The organism is Neorhizobium tunisiense (assembly GCF_039631515.1).
Classification (GTDB): domain Bacteria; phylum Pseudomonadota; class Alphaproteobacteria; order Rhizobiales; family Rhizobiaceae; genus Neorhizobium.
This window is the reverse complement of record NZ_JBDIUU010000005.1, coordinates 127,264-145,088: the sequence shown is the minus strand read 5'-3', so window position 1 is coordinate 145,088 and position 17,825 is coordinate 127,264. Positions and strand designations below refer to the sequence as shown.

General features: G+C 63.3%; 15 protein-coding genes and 1 other RNA gene. 5 read left to right on the top strand and 11 right to left on the bottom strand.

Going from position 1 to position 17,825, the window contains the following annotated elements; translation table 11 throughout:
- Window positions 1-80: 80 nt before the first annotated feature.
- A complete protein-coding gene (locus ABCW43_RS18895; protein WP_345927227.1) occupies window positions 81-1,328 on the top strand; it encodes an efflux RND transporter periplasmic adaptor subunit in 1,248 nt (415 codons plus the stop codon).
- The gene (locus ABCW43_RS18890) at window positions 1,325-4,528 is read left to right on the top strand and encodes an efflux RND transporter permease subunit (RefSeq protein ID WP_345927225.1); all 3,204 of its coding nucleotides are present in this window, start codon (window positions 1,325-1,327) and stop codon (window positions 4,526-4,528) included. Before ABCW43_RS18895 ends, ABCW43_RS18890 begins: the two co-directional genes overlap by 4 nt.
- A gap of 67 nt (window positions 4,529-4,595) precedes the next feature.
- On the opposite strand, the gene ABCW43_RS18885 is transcribed toward ABCW43_RS18890, so the two are convergent.
- Window positions 4,596-5,432, bottom strand: coding sequence for an NAD(P)-dependent oxidoreductase (locus tag ABCW43_RS18885; protein ID WP_345927223.1), 837 nt, complete (start codon window positions 5,430-5,432; stop codon window positions 4,596-4,598).
- A gap of 64 nt (window positions 5,433-5,496) precedes the next feature.
- Here ABCW43_RS18885 and ABCW43_RS18880 point away from each other — a divergent pair, with 64 nt between their 5' ends.
- From ABCW43_RS18880 to ABCW43_RS18870, 3 genes are all read left to right on the top strand, one after another.
- Complete coding sequence (locus ABCW43_RS18880) at window positions 5,497-5,991, top strand: hypothetical protein (RefSeq protein ID WP_345927221.1); 495 nt, start codon at window positions 5,497-5,499, stop codon at window positions 5,989-5,991.
- 378 nt (window positions 5,992-6,369) lie between these two features.
- Window positions 6,370-7,785: an FAD-binding oxidoreductase gene (locus ABCW43_RS18875; RefSeq protein WP_345927219.1), complete on the top strand. Its 1,416-nt coding sequence runs from the start codon at window positions 6,370-6,372 to the stop codon at window positions 7,783-7,785.
- 76 nt (window positions 7,786-7,861) lie between these two features.
- A complete protein-coding gene (locus ABCW43_RS18870; RefSeq protein ID WP_345927217.1) occupies window positions 7,862-11,572 on the top strand; it encodes an AsmA family protein in 3,711 nt (1,236 codons plus the stop codon).
- 20 nt (window positions 11,573-11,592) lie between these two features.
- Here ABCW43_RS18870 and ABCW43_RS18865 read toward each other — a convergent pair whose 3' ends face one another.
- From ABCW43_RS18865 to ABCW43_RS18820, 10 genes are all read right to left on the bottom strand, one after another.
- The gene (locus tag ABCW43_RS18865) at window positions 11,593-11,802 is read right to left on the bottom strand and encodes a ribbon-helix-helix domain-containing protein (RefSeq protein ID WP_046626051.1); all 210 of its coding nucleotides are present in this window, start codon (window positions 11,800-11,802) and stop codon (window positions 11,593-11,595) included.
- Between the two features lie 114 nt (window positions 11,803-11,916).
- Complete coding sequence (locus ABCW43_RS18860; protein WP_345927214.1) at window positions 11,917-12,111, bottom strand: DUF4169 family protein; 195 nt, start codon at window positions 12,109-12,111, stop codon at window positions 11,917-11,919.
- A gap of 21 nt (window positions 12,112-12,132) precedes the next feature.
- Complete coding sequence (locus ABCW43_RS18855; protein ID WP_345927470.1) at window positions 12,133-12,639, bottom strand: SspB family protein; 507 nt, start codon at window positions 12,637-12,639, stop codon at window positions 12,133-12,135.
- A gap of 120 nt (window positions 12,640-12,759) precedes the next feature.
- Window positions 12,760-13,140, bottom strand: a transfer-messenger RNA (tmRNA) gene (ssrA, locus tag ABCW43_RS18850).
- A gap of 199 nt (window positions 13,141-13,339) precedes the next feature.
- Window positions 13,340-13,624 carry a copper-binding protein gene (locus tag ABCW43_RS18845; RefSeq protein WP_345927212.1) on the bottom strand — a complete coding sequence of 95 codons (285 nt, stop codon included), beginning with the start codon at window positions 13,622-13,624 and terminating at the stop codon, window positions 13,340-13,342.
- 17 nt (window positions 13,625-13,641) lie between these two features.
- Window positions 13,642-14,118, bottom strand: a complete 477-nt coding sequence (locus ABCW43_RS18840; RefSeq protein WP_345927210.1) for a cupredoxin domain-containing protein — start codon at window positions 14,116-14,118, stop codon at window positions 13,642-13,644.
- Between the two features lie 32 nt (window positions 14,119-14,150).
- Window positions 14,151-15,509, bottom strand: coding sequence for a multicopper oxidase family protein (locus tag ABCW43_RS18835; RefSeq protein WP_345927208.1), 1,359 nt, complete (start codon window positions 15,507-15,509; stop codon window positions 14,151-14,153).
- A 14-nt stretch (window positions 15,510-15,523) separates the two neighbouring features.
- Window positions 15,524-16,984 (bottom strand): TolC family protein, encoded by a 1,461-nt coding sequence (locus ABCW43_RS18830; protein ID WP_345927206.1) that lies wholly within the window; start codon window positions 16,982-16,984, stop codon window positions 15,524-15,526.
- A gap of 5 nt (window positions 16,985-16,989) precedes the next feature.
- Complete coding sequence (locus ABCW43_RS18825) at window positions 16,990-17,208, bottom strand: hypothetical protein (RefSeq protein ID WP_345927204.1); 219 nt, start codon at window positions 17,206-17,208, stop codon at window positions 16,990-16,992.
- An 88-nt stretch (window positions 17,209-17,296) separates the two neighbouring features.
- Window positions 17,297-17,728 carry a hypothetical protein gene (locus tag ABCW43_RS18820; RefSeq protein WP_345927202.1) on the bottom strand — a complete coding sequence of 144 codons (432 nt, stop codon included), beginning with the start codon at window positions 17,726-17,728 and terminating at the stop codon, window positions 17,297-17,299.
- Window positions 17,729-17,825: the final 97 nt, after the last annotated feature.

Below are 17,825 nucleotides of genomic sequence, written 5' to 3'. Positions count from 1 at the left end.
GAACACCCATTGCGTGAGCACCTGCAAACAAGGATACTCCCGGGCAATATGGCCTTTTCGTGCCGCCATCGGAGAATTGAATGCGGATTTGGAAACAGCTTCTGCTCTGTATCGTAGTCCTGGCCGGAGCGCTCGGCCTGTGGGTCTACCTGGTGCCGAGCGCCGGCGGAACCCTGACAAAGATGGGCGTTCCCGGTGAAGTGATCGCCGCCGTCATTCCGAGAACCGCGGCCCAGCCCGCACCCGCTCCAGCGGGTGGTGCCGGCGGCAATCCCGCGGTGCGTCCGCAAGGCGAAGGCGGAGCACAGGGAGCAACCCAGAACGGCCAGCGCGGGGCAGGCGGCCAAGGTGGCGGACAGGGTGGCGGCAATCGCGCCACGCTCGTCGTCGCCCAGCCGGTCGCGACCGGCACCGTTAACGACAGCCTCTCGGCGATCGGCAGCGGCGAGGCGATCCAGTCGGTCGTCGTCATGCCGCAGGCTTCCGGTACCATCAACGAGATCATGGTGACGTCGGGCCAGAAGGTCACCAAGGGCCAGGTTCTCGCCCGCCTCGACGACGAAGAGCAGACGATCGAGCGCGACAAGGCGCGGGTGGCGCTGGCCAGCGCCCAGGAAAAATCCGCCTCCTACAAGAACCTTCAGTCATTCTCGCGCCTTGACGTTTTCGATGCGCAGATCGCCGAACAGGCCGCCAAGCTTGCGCTCTCCACCGCCGAACTCAATCTCCGGCGCCGCGACATCGTTGCGCCGATCGAGGGCATTGCCGGCATCGTCGCGGTCAATATCGGCGACAACGTCACCACCCAGACCAATGTCGTGACGATCGACGACCGCACGGCGATCCTCGTCGATTTCTGGGCGCCGGAGCGTTTTGCCGTCGCCATCGAACCGGGCCAGGCGGTCGAGGCGAGTTCGATCGCCCGTCCGGGCCAGGTCTTTTCCGGCAAGGTCGAAGCAATCGACAACCGCATCGATCCCGCCAGCCGCACGATGCGGATCCGCGCCCGGGTGGAAAATCCGGGCGACGTGCTGCGCGCCGGCATGGCCTTCAACGTCGGCATGCGCTTTGCCGGCGAAAGATATCCGGCGGTCGATCCGCTGGCCATCCAGTGGGACGGCGAAGGTTCGTATGTCTGGCAGGTCAGGGACAATAAATCCGTCAAGACCCGGGTGCGCGTCGTTCAGCGCAATCCCGATGCGGTCCTCGTGGGCGCCGAGCTCAAAGAGGGCGACAGGATCGTGACCGAAGGTTTGCAGCGTGTGAGGGAAGGGGCGGCGGTCCGGATTTTCGGGGCGCCGGAAACGGCTGAGGTGGCGCGCCAATGAAGACGGAGCTCCCAGGCGTTGGCCATGACGACGACGGCAAGGCAGAGGCGGAGAAATCCGGGCAGAGCTTTACCGCCCTCTTCGTCCGCCGGCCGATCCTTGCCGCAGTTCTGAACACGCTGATGGTCGTCGCGGGTCTTGCGGCGCTCGCCGGCGTCGAGGTGCGCGAACTTCCCGACGTCGACCAGCCGGTCATCACGGTGCGTACCAATTATGACGGCGCCTCGCCGCAGACGATGGACCAGGAAGTCACCCAGGTCATCGAAGGCGCGGTCGCCCGCGTCTCCGGCCTCAAGGCGCTGTCCTCGCAGTCGCAATTCGGCTCCAGCCGCGTGACGATGGAATTTGCCGACAGCGTCGATCTGTCGGAAGCCGCAAACGACGTGCGCGATGCGGTCGGCCGTGTCGTCAACCAGCTGCCGGACGATGCCGACGAGCCGCGCATCGTCAAGGCGGACGCCGATTCCGACGCGATCATGCGGCTTGCGGTCACCTCGTCGAAACTGTCGATGGAAGACCTCACCCAGCTCGTCAACAATGAGGTCGTCGATCGGCTCGCCGCCGTCGAAGGTGTGGCGGACGTCGATCTCTATGGCGACCAGGACAAGGTTTTTCGCGTCGACGTGAACCAGGCGGCATTGGCCGGCCGAGGGCTCACCGTCGCCGACGTCTCCAAGGCGCTGTCGAGCGCCGCTCTCGACGTTCCGGCCGGCTCGCTGAAGAGCACGACCCAGGATATCGTCGTTCGCGCCACCGCCAACCTCACCACGCCGCAGGATTTCGAAAACGTCCTGGTAAGCCCGAATGTCCGCGTCCGCGATGTGGCGACCGTGGCACTCGGTCCGGATGACGGCACGACCGTGCTGCGCGCCAACGGCGTGCAGGGCGTCGGCCTCGGCATCATCCGCCAGGCGCAGTCGAACACGCTCAACATTTCCGAAGGCGTCAAGGCCGCCGTCGCGGAGATGCAGAAGACCCTGCCGGAAGGCACTCGCATCGCCATCACTGGCGACGACGCGATCTTCATCCAGGGCGCGCTGCACGAGGTCGAGATCGCGTTGATGCTCTCGGCCGCGGTCGTCGTCGTGGTCATCTACCTCTTCCTGCGGGACTGGCGCGCCACGCTGATCCCGGCGATCACCATGCCGGTGGCGCTGATCGGCACGCTGGTGGCGATCTACCTCGTCGGTTTCTCGATCAACATCCTGACGCTGCTCGCGATCGTGCTCGCGACCGGTCTCGTGGTCGACGACGCGATCGTCGTGCTCGAAAACATCGTCCGGCGACGAGCGGAAGGCATGGGTCCGCGCGCCGCCGCCGTGCTCGGTACCCAGGAAGTGTTCTTCGCCGTCATCGCGACCACCGCAACGCTCGCAGCCGTCTTCATTCCGCTGTCCTTCCTGCCCGGCCAGATCGGCGGCCTGTTCAAGGAATTCGGCTTCGTACTCGCCTTCTCGGTGGCCTTGTCGTCGGTCACCGCCCTGACGCTCTGCCCGATGCTCGCGTCGCGCATGCTGACCAAGCCGATGAAGGAGGACCACGGCCTGCTCGGAGCCTTCGGCAACGGGTTCGCCAGGGTCTATGCGTCGTCGCTGCGGTTCTGCCTCAATGCGCCGCTGGTCGTCATCGTCGTGTCGGTGGTCTTCTCGATTGCCGCCTACAATGTCTTCGGGCTGGTCAAGAGCGAACTGACGCCGCGCGAAGACCGCGCCACGATCATGCTGCGCCTGACGACTCCGCAGGGCGTCAGCCTCGACTATACCCGCGACCAGATGCAGCGCGTCGAGGAGAACCTGAAGTCGCTGCGCGATTCCGGCGAGATCACCAATGTCTTCTCGATCTCGGGTTTCGGCAGCAATACCAATAGCGGCTTCATGGTGCTGACGCTGGCGCCCTGGGACGAGCGCACCCGCAGCCAGGACCAGATCGCCGCCGACGTTAACGCCGCGGCGCTCCGGGTTCCGGCCCTGCGCGGCTTCACCATGCAGGCGAACAGCCTGAAGATCCGCGGCGCCGGCAACGGCCTGCAGATGGCCCTGGTCGGCAACGACTACGACCTCCTGACCTCGACGGCCCAGAAGCTCGTGTCGCATATGGAAAGCGAGGGCGCCCGATTCTTCGATACGCCGCGTCTCACCAACGAGCCGACCCAGGCGCAGCTTTCGGTCGCGATCGACCGCGAGCGGGCCTCCGACCTCGGCATCGACATTACCGGCCTGTCGACCGCCATGCAGTCTCTGCTCGAAGGCCGCTCGGTCGTCGACGTCTTCGTCAATGGCGATGCGCTGCCCGTCAAGCTCACCTCGACCACAAGGCCGATCGACGACCCGACCGATCTAGAGAACATCTTCCTCAAGACCGGTGACGGCAAGATCGTGCCGATGTCGACGATCGCGACGTTGAAGGAAGGCGCGGTGGCGCCGCAGCTCAACCGCGAGGAACAGCTCGCATCTGTCTCAATCTCGTCGAACCTGCGCGACGGCGTGGCGCTCGGCGATGCTGTCAGGGAAGTCTCCGCGATCGCCCAGCCGTTGCTGCCGGCGGGCGTCCGGCTGGTTCCGATGGCAGAAGCCAAGACGCTCGGCGAAAATTCCAACGCCATGCTGATGACCTTCGGTTTTGCGATCGCGATCATCTTCCTGGTGCTGGCGGCGCAGTTCGAAAGCGTGCTGTCGTCGATCATCATCATGTCGACCGTGCCGCTTGGTCTTGCCTGCGCGGCCATCGCGCTGGTGCTGACCGGATCGAGCCTCAACGTCTACAGCCAGATCGGCCTCGTGCTGCTCGTCGGGGTCATGGCCAAGAACGGTATCCTGATCGTCGAATTCGCCAACCAGCTCCGGGACCGCGGGGCGAGCGTGCGCGAGGCGATCGAAACCGCCTGTGCGATCCGGCTGCGCCCGGTGATGATGACGATGATCGCCACCGTCATCGGCGGCGTGCCGCTGCTGCTGGCCCAGGGCGCGGGGGCGGAAGCCCGTATCGCGCTCGGCTGGGTCATCGTCGGCGGCCTCGGTTTTGCGGTCATCGTGACGCTGTTCATCACTCCGGTCGCCTATCTTCTGATCGCCGGCTTCGCCAAGCCGCATATGCACGAGGAAGCGCGGTTCCATCAGGAATTGGCGCATGCCACGCGTCGCGGGCAGGAGAAGCAGGACAACGAGAAGGAAAAAGAGGAACAGCTGCTCGCTGCCGAGTGAGCCTGTTCGGGAGCGCCGGCGCAAGTCGTCGCTTCCCGTTGCACCGGAGGCGATCCTCGGGGCTGCTCTACCGGCCGAGCAGCACGTTCAGCTGGCCGGCAAGCTCGCCGCCACCTGCCCGATCATCGGCCATCTTCTGAAACAATCCGGCCATTCCCCTGAAGATCAGCGAGGCCGGATCGTCTTCGCCGAGGAATGCGGCAATCTCCTCCATCTCCGCCACCCAGCGATAGGCTTTCGCATACATGTCCGGAATGGCACTTGAGAGTTTCCTGTCGAGGTCGGGATTGCTTTCGGCCATCTCCCGTCTGAGGCTCTGGTCGGCGCCCGATCCGATGGCGGCGAGAAGCATGGCTGTGCCGAGGCCGGTAACGCCCTTGTTGATGCCCGCATAACACATCTTCAGCGCCGAGGCTGCGCCGACGGCCCCTTCGATCCGGCGGACGTGAAGCCCGTGCGCGGCGAGAACGGCGCTTCTGTCCGCCCCGTCACCGCTGATATAGAGTTTTGGTCCGACTTTCCCCGGCTGCGGCGGCAGGCCGATGATCGAGCCGTCCAGCACGTTAGCCTGGCCGGGCCTGAAAACGGCTGCAACCTGGCGCATCGTGTCGGGCGAGATCGCGTTGCAATCGATGAATGTCACCGGGGCAGGGCGCTCTCCGATCGCCGCCGACAGACGTTCCGCGACGCCGATCGCCTCGCCGGGCGGGACGATCGATAGAACGATCTCAGCCCCGATGATGTCTTCGAGCGGAGCGGGCTCCATTCCGGCGGCTCTGGCCCGGTCGTGGCTCTCGGGCGAGCGGCCATCCAGATAGGTCAAGACCTTGGCGCCGCCGTCCGCCAACTGCCGGCCGATCCCGCTCCCCATCGCACCCGCGCCGATAATTGCAATTGTCGCCATCGCTGATCTCCTGAAACTTGATAAGGGCAGAACCTGATCTAGAGCATCGATCGGTGACTTGCAGGTGAACTATTTGGCGCCGAGGGAAAAAGATCTGCCCGTGTGCCGGAATCAGGGAACTCCTGCCTCCACCTCGGTCAACGACTACTTCGGCGATTCGCGTGCGGCTCCTGTAACCCCTGCCGGGATGGAGCTGAAGGACTTACCGACGCGGGAGGCTCGCCGTGGATATCTCCTTGCGGTGGTCGCTTTCGAGGGTTCTTGTGTCCATGACGTCCGCGACCGGCGCCTGTTAAACTTGCGGCAACCTTGTGCATGGCATGGCAATGTTGCCACGCAGCAGAAGGAGAGACGTATGGCGTTGATCGGCTTCAAGAATACCCATAACCAGCCCGTATACATCAATCCCATGCAGGTGCTTTACGTCACGACCTTCGAAGAGGAAGTCACCATCATCGCTCTCGCGCTTGCCAGCGCCGGGGGCAAGCCCACGGCCGTATACGTCCGCGGCAATGTCGATCAGGTACAGCAGAGGCTGAGCGTGGCCACAGCGGGCTAAGTTCGGTTCCGCGTCCGTCATCCTCATTTCGAGTTCGTCGGGCAGTGCCATTGCGGGGATGTCCCAAGCTTTACCCGCCTGCCTGCTCAACGACTTAATTCAAATTTTCACCCCTCTCATCCCCGCCTTCCCAGTCCGTACCTACAATCCCTTCGTTCCGTCGCGGATACACCGGCAGGCGTGCCGGCGAGGCGGGGCCGGCGCCGGGTAGGAGGAAACGAGGTAAGTCCTGCCACCGGGGTTCGCGGAAAATGGTCTCCCTCCGGCGACGTGGGACGGGTGCCGGACTTCGCCCGGTCGGTCCACTGCTGTTCCGTCTGGACAAACCCCGACCCGTCGCCTAACCAATCCCTTGAAAAGCCAAGGAGGAGAGTGATCATGGCGATCAAGGATGTGAAGCCAGGCCTTCGCAACGAAGAGGGCATCTCGACGGTCCTCGGCATCCTCAAACAGTCCTTCGGTGAGCGTTTTCAGACCGGCCAGTCGTTTCGCGAACAGCATGCCCACACGACGACCTATCTGCCGGCGCAATTGCCGGATGGCGTCGTCTTCGTCGAGAGCGCCGATGACGTCAAAGCCGTGGTCAAGGCCTGCGCCGAGCACTGCGTGCCGGTCGTGCCCTTTGGCGTCGGCTCCTCGCTTGAAGGCCAGGTGAATGCCCCATCCGGCGGCATCTCGATCGATTTCAGCCGCATGAACAAGGTGCTTCGGGTCAGCCCGGCCGATCTCGACGTAACCGTGGAGCCCGGCATCACCCGCGAGGAGCTGAACCGCGAGCTTCGCGACACCGGCCTGTTCTTCCCGATCGATCCCGGCGCCAACGCCTCGATCGGCGGCATGACCGCCACCCGCGCGTCGGGCACCAACGCGGTGCGCTATGGCACGATGAAGGACAATGTCCTGTCGCTGACCGTCGTCACCGCCGACGGCGAAGAAATCCGCAGCGCGCAGCGGGCCCGGAAATCCTCGGCCGGTTACGATCTCACCCGTCTCTTCGTCGGCTCGGAAGGCACGCTCGGGGTCATCACCTCCGTGACGTTGCGGCTGCAGGGCATTCCGGAAAAGATCGGCGGCGGCGTCTGCGCCTTCCCGAGCGTCAAGGCGGCCTGCGACGCCGTGATCATGACCATCCAGATGGGCATACCGGTCGCCCGCATCGAATTGCTGGACGACGTGCAGATGCGGGCCTGCAACGCCTATTCGAAACTCTCCTATCCGGAAAAGCCGACGCTCTTCCTGGAATTCCACGGCACCGAGGAGACGGTGGCGCTGCAGTCGGCGCAGTTCGCCGAGATCGCCGCGGAATGCGGCGGCGACGAATTCCTCTGGACCGCCAATGCCGAGGAGCGGGCAAAGCTGTGGCACGCCCGGCACAACGCCTATTGGGCGAGCCGGGCGCTGGCGCCGGAACTCGACGGCCTGTCGACCGATGTCTGCGTGCCGATCTCGCGGCTTGCCGAATGCGTTGCCGAGACGCAAGACGATATCGCCGGGCAGGGATTGCTTGCGCCCATCGTCGGCCATGCGGGCGACGGCAATTTCCATGTCCTGGTGCTGTTCGACGGCAAGGACCCGGCCTCGGTCGACAAGGTCGAGGCGTTCATCGCCCGCCTCAACCACCGGGCGCTGTCCATGGACGGAACCTGCACCGGCGAGCATGGCATCGGCCAGGGCAAGATGTCGTTCCTGGAGGAGGAGCTGGGCGGTGCGGTCGGCCTGATGCGGACCATCAAACAGGGCCTCGATCCGGATAATATCTTCAATCCGGGCAAGATCTTCAGGATTGCCGAATGAGATGCTCCCGCAAGCTTGACTTGCCTGTGAAGCCGATGGAACTAGTCTCTTAGGCGAGATCAGGGAGACGGATACCGTGCTCGGACGCATCCTGTTGGCATTCGGCGGATTGGTGGTGGTGGCGCTGTTCACAGCGCTGCTCGCGCCTTTCTTCGTCGACTGGTCGAGCCTGCGCGTTGGCTTCGAGGAACAGGCAAGCCGCATCCTCGGCAAGAAGGTCACCGTCCACGGTCATGTCGATGCGCGTATACTGCCGTTTCCCTCAGTCACCCTGCATGACGTACGGGTGGGGGGCGATACGGATGGTCAGCCGCTGGTGCAGGTCGCGCGGTTTTCGATGGATATGGAGCTGGCGCCCTTCCTCTCGGGCGAGGCGCGCATTTTCGACATGCGCATCGAGGAGCCGAAGGCTCGGGTCCGGCTGTTGAAGGATGGCTCGCTCGACTGGATGCGCGGCAGCCGCGCCGCGATCCCGGCCCGCACCGTGGTCATCGAGGACGTGCATATCACCGGCGGCGAGATCAGCCTGATCGACGAACAGTCCGGCCGGTCGCGGCAGATTACCGGCCTCGCAGCCGATTTTTCCGCAGGTTCGCTGCGCGGTCCGTGGCGCGGCGAAGGCAATGCGACGCTCGACGGTTATGAGACGCGGTTCAACCTGGCGAGCGGCACCGCGGATGCCGAGGGCAAGCGTATGCCGCTGCGCCTCAGGCTCTGGCCGGATGCGCAGCCCGTCGAGGTCAACCTTGACGGCGAGCTCACCGTTACAGATAACAAGCCTGCCTATAACGGCAACTTCACGCTCGACTTCCTTCAGGAGGAAGACGAGACCGAGCCGGTGACGCCGCCGCCGCCCGGGCCGCGCCTCAAGGGCGGTTTCGAGGTTACCAACGAACGTATTCGCGTGCCCCAATACCGGCTGGAAGTCGGGGCGACCGACAACCCTTACGTCGTGACCGGCGAGGCGACGCTCGATACGGGCGGGAAGCCTGAATTCCTGCTGACCGCCGACGGCCAGCAGATCGATGTCAACAGGCTGGGCGAGGGGGCGCGGGCCAAGACCGGCCGCGATGCCGCCGCATCGGCGCAGCGCCGCATCAACAATTTCATCCGGCTCGCGGCATCGATCCCCATTCCGCAGGTGCCTGGCCGCGCCAGCCTCCGGCTGCCGGCGATCGTCGCCAACGATACGACCATACGCGACATCAGGCTCGACATACGGCCTGCGGGGCGCGGATGGACGGTGGACAACGTGGTGGCGACCCTGCCGGGCCGCACGCAGCTGGAGGCCAAGGGCAGCCTCGTGCTGCGCGACCGGACGTCCTTCGTCGGGGATATGCTGGTCGCCTCCAGCCAGCCGTCCGGACTTTCCGACTGGCTTTCGGGCCGGGTGGCGCCCGAGCTGCGCCAGCTCCGCTCCGCCGGCTTTTCGGCCAAAGTCAACCTGACGCCGGACCTGCAGCGGTTCGACAACCTCGAACTGGCGGTCGGTCCGGCGACGCTCAAGGGCCGCCTCGAACGCCAGTCCGCCCAGGGGCAGACGCCCAATCTGTCGATGAGCCTTGCCGGCGACGAGATCGATATCGATGCCATGCGGGCGCTCGCCTCGTTGTTGACCGGCGACGACGCCGGGCAGGACGTGCTCGACCATCGGGTTGCCGCGACGCTGAAGGCCGACCGGTTCACCGCCCTGGGAGTAGCCGCCAATAACGTCGATACCGCCTTCACCCTGGCCGGCGGTGCGCTGTCGCTGGAGCGCCTGACGATCGGCAATATCGAGGGTGCCACGGTTTCGGCGCGGGGTCGCATCGAAGGCTCGCTGCTTGCCTATTCTGGTAATGGCAGCGTCAGCTTCCGTTCCGCCGATCCGACGGCTTTCCTGACCATGCTGCGCGATCGGCTGCCTCCACATCCGGCCCTGGCCCGGCTTGCGGCAAACGGCGCCTGGTTCGCCAATACGGATCTCGGCGCCAGTCTGACCGTCGGCGGCAGCTTGAACGGGGTTGAGGTCGTCGTCAAAGGCAAGACGAACGGCAGCGCGCTCAATGCCAACCTGAAGCTGCCCGGCCTTTTCGACCTGACGAGCGGGACCGACATGACGCTCGTCGCCTCGCTCGACAATCCCGATCCGATGGTTCTCCTGGGGCAGGCGGGTCTCGATCCCCTGCCTTTCAAGGGGGACGGGGCGGGCGAACTGCTGCTCAACGTCCATCAGGGTCCGGATGCCGCGGCAAAGACCGGGCTGACGTTCACCACCGAAAAGACCTCGTTGGACCTTAACGGCGATATCCGGATCGGCAGCGAGGGTTTTGGCGAGGGCAGTGGTCACGTCACGCTGAGAAGCGCCGACCTGGAGCCTTATCTGCTGATGAACGGCATCGGCCTGCCGCAGTTCGGGACAGGCCTGCCGGTCACGCTCGACGCGGATATCAGCATGACCCCTCAGGCCTTGAAGATTGCGGCGCTGAAAGGTGCGGCAGACGGCAATACGATCAGCGGCGACATCACCATCGACCGCAATGCGCCGGGCATGCCGGCCACCGGTTCGCTCAGCGTCGACAGTCTTGATCTTGCCTGGCTCGGGGAGGCGATCTACGGGCCGGTCAGCGATCCACAGAGCGCGGCGTTTTCGTCCAGGCCCTTCGCCCGTCCGATCTTTTCCGGCGCGGATGTCGCTCTCGACGTCAAGGCGCGAAGGTTCGATGCCGGCATGTTCGGGAATATCGATAATTTTGCGGCCAGGGTCACCCATCGCAGCGGCGGCATCACCATCGAGAACGGTGCAGGCGACTGGCAGGGCGGCCGGCTCGCCGGCCGGCTGCTGATGTCGAACGGTGACGGAACCGGACTTCTGCAGGCACGGCTCGCGGCTGAGAATGCCGATCTCGCGCCGCTCGTCTGGAAGGCTGGCGGCAAGCCGGTCGCCAGCGGCAAGCTGGATTTCAACATGTCCGCCGAATCAACCGGCAAAACCTTGGCCGAACTCCTTGGCGCAACCAGCGGCTCGGCCGAATTGCGGCTGAAGGGCCTGACCGTCGCCGGCATCAATCCCGATGCGATGAAGCCCCTGATGGCCGGGGTCGACAAGCTCGGCGGCGAGGTGACGGAGGCGCGGGTCCGGCCGGTCGCAACCGGCTTGCTGCATCAGGGAAACGCGGTGCTCGGTAACGTGACCATCCCCGTGACGATCACGACCGGCGAAGCGCGGGCGCAGAATGTCGCAGCCGGCGTCGGCACCACGAAACTGTCGGGCGAAGGGCGCTTCGACCTTTTGGATGACAGTCTGAACGCAAATCTGGCGGTCACCTACGATGCCGGCGAGGAAGCGCTGGCCGGTGGCGATCCGACCATCCGGCTCGAATATTCGGGGGATCTCGCAGCACCCGCCAAACGGATCGATATCGCGGCGATGACGAATTTCCTGTCGCAGCGCGCCTTCGAGCAGCAGCGGAGGCGTGTCGAGACGCTGCAGGCGAGCGTGCTCGAAAAGCAGCGGCTTCGCCGCGAGGTGGCGCTCTATAACTTTCAGGCGATCGAGCGGCAGGCGGCCCGTGACAAGGCGGCGGCCGAAGAGCGCGCCCGCCAGCAGCAGGCAGCCGAGGCTGAACGCCAGCGGCAGGCGGTGGAAGCGGCGGCGCGTGCGGCGGAAGAGGTGCGTCAGCGTCAGATCAACCAGCCGCCGCAGCTCATCGTGCCGCCGACCGACGGCGCGATCCGGCAGAACTTTCCGAACCTTCCGACCCCCGGCATTTCCAATATGCCAAGCCTGCCAGGGGTGCAGCAGTAGCTGCCCCGACCGGTTCGGGTCTAGGAGGACTTGAGCCACGTCAGGACATGGACGCGCAGCGCCGACGAGAGATTGCTGGCGGCATCTCTTTGATCGTCGATCTCGGCGATCAGGGTTGCTAGGCTGATATCGCGTTTTGCTGCGATCGCCTTCAATTCGAGCCAGAACTCGTCTTCGAGGGAAAAACTGGTGCGATGACCGTGAAGGGTCGCGGAATGTTTGCGGATCACGAGACTCTCCGGACCTTCGGAACAAGCTCGCTTATTCAGACTGTGGTACTTCCGGCGTCAAGCCGGCCGGCTCAAGCCTGGTTAGCGGATCGTTAATATGCACCGGATGGAAAGTCAGTCGTCCTTGCCGGGCTTTTCCAGGTGGCCCTGGTCGAGCCCCTTCTCCGCCTTGTCGTTGCGTGCCTTGGTCAGGGACTTTTCGACCTTGGTACGGCCAAAGGTGAGGCGGTTCTGCTCCGCCTCCTTTTCCTTTTCGAGCCGTTCCCTGGCTTTGCGGAACTGGCGAAGATTGACAATTTCGGCGCTCATGGCTGTCGCGCCTCCCGGCGCTTACTGCTTCTTGCGGAAGGAATCGAGCGAGATGACCGAGCCGGGCTTCTTCTCTTCGCCGGGCTTGGCTTCGGTGTCGGTAGACTTGGAGACGGCTTCTACGGGAATGGCGGTGATTTCGGCGGTTGTGTTCTCGTCCTCGTCGGCGAGCGGCACTTCGAATTCGAGCTCGAAATTCACCGAGGGATCGTAGAAACCGCGAATGGCGTTGAAGGGAACGACCAGGCGTTCCGGGGTGTCGGAGAAGGAAAGGCCGACCTCGAACTGGGTATCGGAGACCTTGAGGTCCCAGAACTGGTGCTGGACGACGATGGTCATCTGTTCCGCATATTTCGCCTTGAGGTGCTGCGAGATGCGCACGCCCGGAGCGCCGGTGAGGAATGTGATGAAGAAATGATGGTCGCCCGGCAGACGGCCCGTGGCCGCAACCTCGGTCAAAACCTTACGGATGACGCCACGCAAAGCGTCCTGCGCCAGAATATCGTAACGGATGTGGTCCTGCCCCATACGGTCCTGTCTTTCCATTCTCTCGTCTTTTAGTCAGACGCGTTATGCCATGCCGACCGGTTGCGGGGAAGCCCCGACGAGCATCCGAGTCAGTTCCATAGTATTCGACTGGGGAGCGAAGGTGAAGGCTTCTGTTGCCAGGTGCCTTCGGACCCCGCCTTAAAGTGCTACCTCCAAGGACTTAGTTCGGATTTCCCGCACCGCCATTAGGCAGCGAGAGCATAACCCTTAGCGTTGTTGTCGTTTGCAACTACACTTTTTGACCCGATAACGGTGGTATCATGCCGAGCAAAAGTTCGATCTTTAAGCCCTTGTCGATCCTATTTCGCCCCCATCAAAAGCCGGTCCGCAGGATTTCCAATGCGACCGACCGGTTTTTGGTGGAGGCGCCGGGTACCGCCCCCGGGTCCAATAGGTTTATTACACCGACCGTTTATTGCCATAGCCGGACCGAAGTCCGGCAACCGTGATATAGGCGCTTCCTCCGCCGGTGAAAAGGGGTAGGAGGCGTGAAAGGCCCTGATTACCTCTCGTCACGATGATTTTTGCCGCCCGTTCGGAAGAACGGGGCTCCGGTCGGCTGTTTGCGGTCATACAGGCGGGAATTAACCTTGCAATCGATCGCCCTGTGGCACCGTGATTTTCAGATGGCTTTCCGAGAGGTAAGGCCGCGCTCCCCGAAGAAGCGCGGCCTTAGGGGTCACTTCACCTGCGTGACCGTCAGCTTGCCGTTGACGCGTTCAGCGACGAACTGCACGCTCGCGCCTTCCTTGAGCTTGGCCAGCAACGCGTCGTTCCCGACCTGAAAGACCATGGTCATGGCGGGCATTTCGAGACCCTTCAGCTCCTCGTGGACGAGCGTCACCTTTTTGGCCTTGTCATCGACCTTCTTGACCGTGCCCTTGGTGAATTCCTGGGCAAACGCACCGCTGGCGGATGTGAGGCCCAGCGCTGTGACGAGAGCAAGTTTGAAAACGGTTTTCATGGACTACTCCTTCTTCCTTACTTGTTGGCGACGGTAACGTCGCCGTGCATTCCGGCGTCGTAGTGGCCGGGAACGAGGCAGGCGATCTTGAAGACGCCGTCGTTGGTGAATTTCCAGACGATATCGCCGGACATGCCCGGCTTGAGGCGGATCGCGTTCGGATCGTCATGTTCCATGTCCGGGAACTTCTCCATGACAGCCTTGTGCTCCATCACCTTGGCCTCCTGATCGAGGACGAACTCGTGGTCGAGTTCGCCTTCGTTCTTGATGGTGAAGCGGACGGTCTGGCCCTTGCGGACTTTAAAGTCGCTGGGGGTGAAGATCATCTTGCCATCCGGCGTCTCCTTCATGCTGACGCGGATGGTCTGGCTGACCTTCGACTTGTCGCCGGGTTCGCCGACGGCCATTTCACCGTGGCCGCCCGCATGACTGCCCGAGGCCAGAACCGGCGTTGCGAGGGTGGCGAGGATGAGGCCGAGGATTGCAGTTTTCATGATCATGTCCTTTGATTGTTGGGAGTTACCGATCAGCCGTGGTTCGGATGTTTCGACGGCGGCTGCGTCTTTGCGTCTTTGGCCTTGGTCGCGTCGGGAAGGCTTCCCGTCCACTCCCAGGCCTGTGTGCCGGGTGGGTTTTCGTACCAGCCCGGATCGGTGTAATCGCCCGCCGAGATACCCTCGCGGACCTTCACCACGGAAAACATGCCGCCCATCTCGATGGGGCCGTGAGGCCCCCATCCAGTCATCATGGGAACGGTGTTTTCCGGTATTTCCATGGACATCTCGCCCATATCCGCCATGCCGGCCGTACCCATCGGCATGTACTCGGGACGGATCTGCCTGATCTTCCTGGTGACGTCCTTCTTGTCGACGCCGATGAAGGTCGGGATGTCGTGGCCCATCGCGTTCATCGTGTGATGCGACTTGTGGCAATGGATCGCCCAGTCGCCGACATGCTTTGCGTCGAACTCGTAGGCCCGCATCGCGCCGACGGGAATGTCGATGCTGACCTCCGGCCAGCGTGCCTCTGGCCTGACCCAGCCGCCGTCGGTGCAGGTCACCTCGAAATCGTAGCCGTGCATGTGGATCGGGTGGTTGGTCATCGTCAGGTTACCGACGCGGACGCGGACCTTGTCGTTCTTCGAGACCACCAGCGGATCGATGCCCGGGAAGACCCGGCTGTTCCAGGTCCAGAGATTGAAGTCGGTCATCTCCATGACGCGCGGCACGTAGGTGCCGGGATCGATGTCATAGGCGCTGAGCAGGAAAACGAAGTCGCGGTCCACCGGCATGAACTTCGGGTCCTTGGGATGCACCACGAAGAACCCCATCATGCCCATCGCCATCTGGACCATCTCGTCGGAATGCGGGTGGTACATGAAGGTGCCGGACTTCACGAGGTCGAACTCGTAGACGAAGGTCTTGCCGACGGGAATGTGGGGTTGCGAAAGACCGCCCACGCCGTCCATTCCCGACGGAACGATCATGCCGTGCCAGTGGACCGTCGTGTGCTCCGGCAGCTTGTTGGTCACGAAGATACGGACCCGGTCGCCCTCGACCGCCTCGATGGTCGGACCTGGCGACTGGCCGTTGTAACCCCAGAGGTAGGCGGTCATGCCTTCCGCCATTTCGCGCTCGACAGGCTCGGCGACGAGATGGAACTCCTTGACACCGTTGTTCATGCGGAAGGGCAGGGTCCATCCGTTCAGGGTCAGGACCGGGTTGTAATCGGGGCCGGCAGACGGGCGAACCGGCGTCTGGGTTGCGGCAGTGCCCATGACGGCCGCCTCCGGCAGACCCATATTCGAGGTCTGGCCCCAAGCCTGGGAGGAGACGAGGGCGGCTCCGGCGGCACCTGCTCCGAGCAGTTGTCTTCTATTGAACATTCTCGTTTCCTTTCTCAGTGTCCGCCGCTTGCGGCTTTTTCAGCCGAAGCCACCTCGGTTTCTGCCGAGGCAGAACCGGTGCTGCCGCCATAGATGACGGGAGCAAGGTTCGCTTCGGCGAGCCAGAAGTCGCGTTTGGCGTTGACGGCGAGGATGGTGGAGTCGATTTTTTCGCGGGTGTCGGCGATCAGTTCGAAGGTGCTGGTGATCATGCCGTTGTAGGAGAGGAGGGACTGCTCCTCGATGGCATTGCGCAACGGCAGGACGCTGTTTCGGTAATGGCGTGCGATGTCGTAGTTCGACTTGTAGGCCAGATAGGCAGAGCGCGCCTGCGAACGGGCGTTGACCGCCAGTTCCGCCAGCTGGTTGGCGGCCCGCATGTAGGCGAGTTCACCCTTTCGCAGACGCGCCTGGCCGGAATCGAAGATCGGGATCGTGAACTCCAGCGATGCGGTCTTCGAGACGTCCGAGAGGATTTTGCCGTCTTCGCGCTCGCGTTCCTTTTCGTAAGTGCCGACCAGCTCGATGTCGGTGACGATCCGGGTGGCATCCTCGAGCTTGTAGGACTGGGCAGTCGCCTCAAGCTCCAGGCGGGCGACCTGCAGATCCATGCGCTTGTGAATCGACTCGGCCTCGATGTCGTCGCGCTTGATCAATGCCTTCGGCAGCGAGGGGAGACGGTTCGGAATCTGGAAGTCGATGTCGGAGCCGGAAAGGCCCATCAGCCTGACCAGCTCTTCCTTGGCAAGCTTTGCTTCGAGCCTTGCCTTGGCGGTCTCGCCAGTCAGCTCGGCGTAGAAGACGTGCTCCCGTGCCTGGTCGCCCTTCGGCATCGATCCGGCTTCGCCGATTTTCTTGGCGAGCTCGGAGGCAGCGTCGGCGGCTACCTTGGCCTGGTTGAGGTAGGCGACGTTCTCCCATGCCGCCACGGCGTTGATCCAGGCTCGGCGGGTTTCGGCGGCGAGAGAGAGTGTGGCGATGGCCGCGCTGAGCTGAGCCTGGCGGAAGCGGGTATCGGCCAGCCTGATGTTCTTGTCGTATGTCGCCAGTGCCAGAATATTGGCCGCGATAGCGCCTTCGAGAACACGATAGGCCTCGAGTCCGGGAGTGGCTATCCCGGTCAGGCCGACGGAGAAGGTCGGAAAAACCGAAAGCTGTGTCTGCCATGCGTCCGCAGCACTATCCCCGAGATCGGCATAGGAGGCCTGGAGGCCCTTGTTATTCAGGAGAGCGACCTGGACGGCGGTCTCGACGTCGACGGTCTTCCTGGCCATCAGTGCCTTCACGCGGTCCCGGACTGCCTGAGCCTGCTGTCGGTTCTGGACCCACACGGTTTGTTTGCCGGTTGCCTCGCTGCTTTTCGACGAGGCATTCACGAAACCGGCATCTCTGGCTGCGTAGTCCGTCGTAACGCAGCCTGCGGCGACGAGGGGAAAGACGATGGCGGACACGAGTTTGATGTGATGGGTGATCATCGCGCTCATCCTTTTTTCGGAGCCTGGGCGTCATTGAGACCGCGCCAGGGCTTCGGATCGACGGGCATGCGGTGAGTGTAGCCGCCCAACGGGCTCTGATACCGGGCGGGCCTGACGTCGGACACGGTGTCAGGGTGGTCCGTCGAAGCAACGACTTCAGGCAGTGTGGATGCACATCCGCTGGCAAAAAGCGGAAGAGCAACCACCAGGAACAAATGTTTCATGGTGAAAATCCGAGAATATGATCGCAATTGCGCCATGGCGCTCACTCGCGCACAGGCACAGCAAGACCCGCCCAGCGGGTGCTAGTTCTCAGATATTAGGTGGACGATTGAGGCTCGGCTTTTGACCGGCGGCATCCGTGTCGTCGATGAACTCGCGAATGGAAACCACGCGCGGATGGTTTAACGAGGAGCCGGAGCATGTGATGGCCGCAACCCCGCAATAATCCTTGCAGCAGGAGTTCTTGGATTTCTCCGGGCTGCCGTGGTCTTGCTGGTTGCCGTGATGATCGGTATCGGCCATCGCAACGCGATCGTCGCCATGATGAGAGGAGTGGCCCTCTACGATCTGCGCGATCTGGGCGGAGCTTTCGGGATGCATGGCGGCGCTGACGGCAGAAAAGCTGTAGCCAGCCAGTGACAAGATCATCACCAGTCTGAACATCAGTGCCATTGCTTTAGATGTGATTCGATACATCCCGCTCATGCCTGTCAGGATCGACAGAGCCTTCAAGCTTGTCAACCGCCGCCCTTCTCCAACCACCATTTCGCGTCGTTTGTGTGGCACCGCAACAACGTCACGAAGGCCGGGGAGGACGGCCGGGCCTGGCATTGGCGGC

Coding starts and splice junctions, on each gene's coding strand:
- ABCW43_RS18890 (WP_345927225.1), top strand. CDS start 1,325: ATGAAGACGGAGCTCCCAGGCGTTGGCCATGACGACGACGGCAAGGCA.
- ABCW43_RS18885 (WP_345927223.1), bottom strand. CDS start 5,432: ATGGCGACAATTGCAATTATCGGCGCGGGTGCGATGGGGAGCGGGATC.
- ABCW43_RS18835 (WP_345927208.1), bottom strand. CDS start 15,509: ATGTTCAATAGAAGACAACTGCTCGGAGCAGGTGCCGCCGGAGCCGCC.
- ABCW43_RS18840 (WP_345927210.1), bottom strand. CDS start 14,118: ATGAAAACTGCAATCCTCGGCCTCATCCTCGCCACCCTCGCAACGCCG.
- ABCW43_RS18855 (WP_345927470.1), bottom strand. CDS start 12,639: ATGGGGCAGGACCACATCCGTTACGATATTCTGGCGCAGGACGCTTTG.
- ABCW43_RS18875 (WP_345927219.1), top strand. CDS start 6,370: ATGGCGATCAAGGATGTGAAGCCAGGCCTTCGCAACGAAGAGGGCATC.
- ABCW43_RS18895 (WP_345927227.1), top strand. CDS start 81: ATGCGGATTTGGAAACAGCTTCTGCTCTGTATCGTAGTCCTGGCCGGA.
- ABCW43_RS18825 (WP_345927204.1), bottom strand. CDS start 17,208: ATGAAACATTTGTTCCTGGTGGTTGCTCTTCCGCTTTTTGCCAGCGGA.
- ABCW43_RS18845 (WP_345927212.1), bottom strand. CDS start 13,624: ATGAAAACCGTTTTCAAACTTGCTCTCGTCACAGCGCTGGGCCTCACA.
- ABCW43_RS18830 (WP_345927206.1), bottom strand. CDS start 16,984: ATGATCACCCATCACATCAAACTCGTGTCCGCCATCGTCTTTCCCCTC.
- ABCW43_RS18860 (WP_345927214.1), bottom strand. CDS start 12,111: ATGAGCGCCGAAATTGTCAATCTTCGCCAGTTCCGCAAAGCCAGGGAA.